The sequence below is a fragment of the Bacillus sp. C30 genome (genome assembly GCF_040838255.1).
Classification (GTDB): Bacteria; Bacillota; Bacilli; order Bacillales; family Bacillaceae_G; genus Bacillus_A; species Bacillus_A mycoides.
Genome location: NZ_JBFPJH010000195.1, coordinates 1 through 6,195, shown reverse-complemented (window position 1 = coordinate 6,195; position 6,195 = coordinate 1). Strand labels below are relative to the sequence as shown.

Annotated in this window: 5 protein-coding genes and 1 pseudogene; 2 read left to right on the top strand and 4 right to left on the bottom strand. The window is 35.2% G+C overall.

Features of this window, described 5'->3' with window-relative positions; translation table 11 throughout:
• Positions 1-65: 65 nt before the first annotated feature.
• From pbpC to AB3X49_RS16005, 3 genes are all read right to left on the bottom strand, one after another.
• Positions 66-2,051 carry a penicillin-binding protein 3 gene (pbpC, locus tag AB3X49_RS16015; protein WP_063226400.1) on the bottom strand — a complete coding sequence of 662 codons (1,986 nt, stop codon included), beginning with the start codon at positions 2,049-2,051 and terminating at the stop codon, positions 66-68.
• Between the two features lie 156 nt (positions 2,052-2,207).
• Positions 2,208-2,696, bottom strand: a complete 489-nt coding sequence (locus AB3X49_RS16010) for a dihydrofolate reductase (RefSeq protein ID WP_000637202.1) — start codon at positions 2,694-2,696, stop codon at positions 2,208-2,210.
• Between the two features lie 19 nt (positions 2,697-2,715).
• A complete protein-coding gene (locus AB3X49_RS16005; RefSeq protein WP_002065184.1) occupies positions 2,716-3,672 on the bottom strand; it encodes a thymidylate synthase in 957 nt (318 codons plus the stop codon).
• A gap of 198 nt (positions 3,673-3,870) precedes the next feature.
• On the opposite strand from AB3X49_RS16005, the gene AB3X49_RS16000 reads away from it, so the two are divergent.
• A complete protein-coding gene (locus AB3X49_RS16000) occupies positions 3,871-5,328 on the top strand; it encodes a serine hydrolase (RefSeq protein WP_367963286.1) in 1,458 nt (485 codons plus the stop codon).
• Positions 5,329-5,530: 202 nt separating this feature from the next.
• Positions 5,531-5,755: pseudogene (locus AB3X49_RS15995) on the top strand (S41 family peptidase); the annotation flags it as partial.
• Positions 5,756-5,790: 35 nt separating this feature from the next.
• Here AB3X49_RS15995 and AB3X49_RS15990 read toward each other — a convergent pair.
• Positions 5,791-6,195 (bottom strand): aminoglycoside phosphotransferase family protein (locus tag AB3X49_RS15990; RefSeq protein WP_367963283.1); only part of this gene is annotated, 405 nt, incomplete at its 5' end.

Below are 6,195 nucleotides of genomic sequence, written 5' to 3'. Positions count from 1 at the left end.
ATATTAAGGTTTTAATCAAATAAAAAACTATCTCCATATTTCATGGAGATAGTCTTCTTCAATTACTACTTTTGAAAAACATGTTTCACTTTTTCAGCTGGAATATTACTTCCACCTCTACCTTTTACATCTTCAATCATCATTGTAATGACCATATCAGGTGAATTTAAATCAAACGCAGCAAACCAACCTAGTTCTTTTCCTTCTGCCTCTTTTGATACTTTTAATTCTGCTGTTCCTGTTTTACCAGCAAGGGTCATACCATCAATTTTCGCAATTTTCCCCGTACCATCTGGATCGTTAATTACTTTCGTTAAAGCCGTTTTCAATATATCTTGATTTTCTTTAGAAATCACGTTCTCTTTCCAAGCTTTTGGTTGTTTATCTGTTTTAATAAGATATGGCGATGGAATCGTTCCATCATTTACAATCGGTGCATACGTTAAAGCTAAATGAAGAGGAGTCATTAAGACTTGTCCTTGTCCATATCCTGTATCTGCCATTTGAATATCATTTTTTATGCCATCATTTGCGATTTTAGAAGCTGGGAATCCGTATTCAATTGGTAATTTCTCATCAAATCCGAATTTTTTCGCCTCAGCCATAAATTTATCTTTTCCAATTTTCAAAGCTTCTTGTGCGAAATAAATATTATCCGAGTATTTCATTGCCTTATCAAAATCAATCGGATTTGCATCTTTTACACGTGTTACGTAATAATTGCCCCAAGAAGAATCTTTCGTCCATTTCAGTCCTTCAATTTTCAATTCTTCTTTTGGATCGATTGTTTTTGTTTCAAGACCAATTGCACCTGTAATTGGCTTAAATACAGAACCTGGTACCGATAATTGTGTAAATCGATTCGTCATCGGTTTTTTCGGGTCATTATTCCAAGCCTCGCGCTGTGCTTTTGATGTTCCTCGTGCAATTAAATTAGGATTATAAGCTGGACTACTTACAAGAGCAATTGTTTCTCCACTTTTCGGATTAATTGCCGCACTTGAACCAGCTTCTCCTTTCATTTCATTATACGTTTTTTCTTGAACAACACTATCGATAGTTAAAGTTACATTTTCTCCATCAACAGCATCTGTTTTCGCTAAATTTTTAATTTCTTTTCCTTGTGCATCCTCCATGAAGACACGGCCACCTTTTTTCCCGCGTAGCTGTTCTTCCAATACTTGCTCTAATCCAGCCTTACCAACTGGTTCATCGGCTTGATAGCCTTTCTTTTGAAGCGTTTTTAAATCTTCTGCATTTACTTTTCCGATATAACCAGTAAGATGCGCTGCTGCTTCCCCTAACGGATATGTACGAACATTTACAGGTTTTGCTGCAACACCAGGTAAATCGATGTACGTATTTTGCGTTGCTCCCTCAGGCAAAATTCCAATTGGTACGAGATACCCTGGTTTTACCCATTTCGCAGCTAGTTTTTGATCAATCTCTTCTACAGACATATTTAACAACTTCGCTACTGCTTCTTTCGTTTGCGGAGCAGTTTCATCTAATTTTTCTGGAATAATTCCAATCTCAGAAGCTTTCCCATTCGTCGCAAGACCTTTTCCATTACGATCGTATATTTCACCACGTTTTGGTTGTGTTGTTTGCATACGCACTTTACTATCTTTTGTCATGCCAGGGAAAATGAAATCAGGTGTCCAATCTATTTTCCAAGATTCTTTATCTCCATCTTTTTCTTTCACCATTTTTGCTTCATGACCAAAAGTGATTTTACCACCAACTGTATCCATGCTTACTTTAAAAGGAACAGGGCCTTCATCTTTTTTATCTTCTTTGACTTCCCCTGTTTCTACCTTTAAGTCTTTCACTTCAATACCAGAATAAATTTTTTCATATTTCTCAGTAAACTCTTTCTTTGAAATATCTTTTTTTGCATTTTCTGATAATTGATCGTACATATCTGCAAATTTTTGTTTATTCCATGCTTTTACATATGTATCAAACGCTTCTTGTGGTTTTTCTTCTTTACCACATCCAACTAACATGAATGTTAAGCAAAGAAAAAGAATCCCCCATATTTTTCTCAACTGATTCTCCTCCTCTTTCTATATGAATACTTTTGAAAATTTTAGCATTTTTCACATGCTACCTTTCATTATAGCACTATTGAATATCCTCTATAAACTTACATTTATAAATACAAATAAAAAAATTGATGCGAATACTCACATCAATTTTTATTATTATTGTTGTTTCTCGTATACATGGTAATAATACGTATACGGATTTTTTTCATCCGTTAAACCTTTTTCTACAAAAATCTCTTTCCAATTTGTCATATCCATTTCTGGGAAGAATGTGTCCCCTTCAAATGCGTGGTGGATTTTTGTTATATATAACTTGTCTACATAAGGTAAAAAGAGATCATAAATTTGCGCTCCGCCAAAAATAAAAATCTCTTCTTCATTTTTACATAGTTCAAACACTTCTTCTACAGTATGAGCTACTTCGCAGCCTTCTACATGATACCCTTCATTACGAGTTACAATAATATTACGTCTTCCAGGCAATGGTCTACCAATTGCTTCATAGTTCTTTCTCCCCATAATAAGTGGGTGACCCATCGTCGTTTTCTTTACATACTGTAATTCACTCGGTAAACGCCAAGGTAAGTTATTATCTTTACCAATTACTCTATTCTCGTCCATTGCGACCATAAATGAAACAATCATCTTGTCATCTCCTCTACAATTACACTGCAACCGGTGCTTTAATTGCTGGGTGTGGATCATATCCTTCAATCGTTAAATCTTCCATCTCAAAATCAAACACAGATTTCACATCTGGATTTAATGTAAGTTTAGGGAACGGGCGTGGTTCACGTGCCAACTGCTTTTCGACTTGTTCAAAATGATTCGTATAAATATGTGCATCACCAATTGTATGAACAAACTCTCCTACTTCAAGACCACATTCATGTGCTATTAAATGTGTTAGAAGTGAATAGCTTGCAATGTTAAATGGAATGCCAAGGAATATGTCACCGCTTCTCTGATATAACTGACAAGAAAGCTTTCCATCTGCTACATAAAACTGGAATAGCGTATGACAAGGCGGTAAAGCCATACTTGGTACATCTTCAGGATTCCAAGCAGAAACAATTAGCCGGCGTGAATCTGGTGTTTTCTTAATCATTTCAATTACATCTTTTAATTGATCAAGTGTCTCACCAGCTGTCGTTTTCCAAGCACGCCACTGCTTTCCGTATACGTCTCCTAAATATCCAAATTTCGTTGAGAATTCATCGTCTTCTAAAACGTTCTTTTTAAACAATTCCATTTGCTCATCGTATCGCTTCTTAAATTCCTCATCTTGTTGTGAGCGAAGACCGAAATCTGTCATATCAGGGCCAGTATACTCATCGCTTTCTACCCAGCTCTTAAACGCCCATTCATTCCAAATATTATTATTATGTTGCAATAAATAGCGAATGTTTGTATCACCTTTCATAAACCAAAGCAGTTCACTTGCTACTAGGCGAAATGGCACTCTCTTTGTCGTTAATAAAGGAAATCCTTTACTTAGATCGAAACGCATTTGGTAACCAAATACAGATACAGTACCTGTCCCCGTACGATCTTCTTTCTTCGTACCGTGCTCCATTACATGACGGCATAAATTTAAGTATTCATATTCAGCATGTTTCATATGTAGGAAAACCTTCTTTCAATCTTATATGAAATTTATCATAACATGAAAAACAATAAATTTAATAATCTTGATAAATAAAAATTATTTCAGTAATTCTTACAAAATTATTAACTTTCCATATTTAAAAAGGTTTTCATTTTCTATTACCGAAAGTATAGTGCGGTAGGACAAAATTTATATTTGGAGGTTAGAAGTATGTCTAAAATTGAAACTCCTGTTATGACTTCGTTACAAACAACGGTTGAAAAAATGATGAAGGATTTAAACGTTCCTGGTGCTGCTGTAGCTGTTATAAAAGACGGTGAAGTTATTCTTTCAGAAGGTTTCGGATATCGAAATATAGAAACAAAAGAACCTGTTACACCGAGTACTCGGTTCGCAATCGGTTCCTCAACGAAAGCTTTTGGCACACTTTCATTAAGCTTGTTGGCACAGCAAAAAAAGTTTAATTGGGATACTCCTGTCCAGTCTTATATACCTAACTTCTCTTTATCTGAACTACTTGCTAGCTCACAAGTTACAGGACGAGATTTGGCTTCCCATCGTACTGGGGTAAGTCGTCATGAGGCTCTTTGGTACAGCTCTTCCTTATCTCGAAAAGATCTCGTTGAAAAAATAAAACATTTACAACTTGATGCACCGTTCCGCACAGCATTTCTTTATAACAACTTAATGTATGCAACAATTAGCTACATTGTTGAAAACATTACAAATCAAACATGGGAGCAATACGCTACAGAACATATTTTAGAACCTTTAAATATGAGACATACAAATTTCTCTGTTACAGATTCACAAACTACAGATAATTATGCTTTACCTTACATTGAAAATGAAGATGAAATAAAAGAAGTTCCATTCCGTAACATCGATACAGTCGGCGCTGCTGGATGTATTAATTCTACAATTGAAGATATGGCAAATTGGGTACTTCTTCACTTAAACGAAGGAAAGTTTGGAGATCATGAATTAATCTCCTCTGAATTATTACAACAAATGTATACACCACACAATTCAATTCCAGATCAACCGATTTTATCACTTCCCGAATCTCCATTAAATAGTTACGGACTTGGTTGGTTTATTAGCGCTTATCGTGGTAATAAGGTGGTTCATCATGGCGGTAATATTGATGGATTTTCAGCGCTCGTTTCATTCATACCAAATGAAAACATAGGCCTTGTCATTTTAACAAATGCTGGAGGCACATTACTTCCTACTTATCTCGCTAATCAAATTTATGATGAACTACTTGAATTAGAATCCATTGATTGGCATAAACGTGCTGTAGAAGATACTGAAAAAATGAAGGAAATGATGAAAGAAGCAACTGAATCACTTCCTGAACAAATTAAAGGAACTACACCTTCTCACAAGTTAGAGGATTATACTGGTACTTTTGAACATCCTGCATACGGAACATTACAAATATACAAGCGAGATGATTCGTTAAATGTACAATTTATGGAGATGGATATTCAATTAGGGCATCATCATTACGACATCTTCTCCGCAGAAGTTGAGTTATTCCAAATGAAAATGAGTTTATTATTCGCTTATGAAATGAGTGTGAGTGGTGAATTCCCATCCCTTCAGTTACATGTACCAGCTATGTTAAGTACTCAGCCGCTTGCATTTAAGAAAATTAAATAATTTTTTAAATAGAGGGATGACAACACTTCCCTCTAAATTCTTCATCTAAAAAAAGGATAATACGTAAAGGATACAGAATTCTATTATTCAACTAATTAAATTATAAAGTGGAAAAGCTATGTACACAGAAATTTCAAAAGAAATTGTTTCGATTACTCATCACGATTATTCCGGTTGTATTGATAAAAAAGGATAGGACGATCCTACTGCTGGTTTAAATGATTATTCTAATTTAGCAGTAATGGAATGGGCTGATACATTTGCTCTTTACTACCCTACTTCACGGCTTTCTATTATAGATAAAGGCGAAGGAATGTCCGGAATTGGTATACAACCACATATACATATCCCGTGGACTTCGGAACATATACAAGAAGATATAGATTTAAAATTAGCATTACAACTGCTTCAAAACGAAGAATGGTAAAAAATAAAGGTAGGTGTGAATCACACCTACCTTTTCTATTTCATATCAATCTTTTCTGGTTGAAACCAAATTGGCTTTAATAGCTCAAAGTTTTTATGATCCGCTAAAACTATAGTAAGACGTTCTAACGTATCATCTAACATATGCGGTGCTGCTCGTAAGCTCCAGACAACTGATGAGAAAACTGTCATGCCAACGTACACCGCATATAATTTCCAAAACTCCTCTGGTATTCTACCATTAAAGTATCCTTCTATTTGTCCAATTGAATACGGAATACTAATGTCCCTTGCAAATAGTGCAATTTTCACGAAATCATGAAGTGGATCGCCCCAGTCGTATCCATTAAAATCAACAACACCTACATATTTCCCATCCCGCACAATTATATTTTCTAAATGAAAATCATCGTGTTGAAATCGATTTGGGCGGTTTTGTAC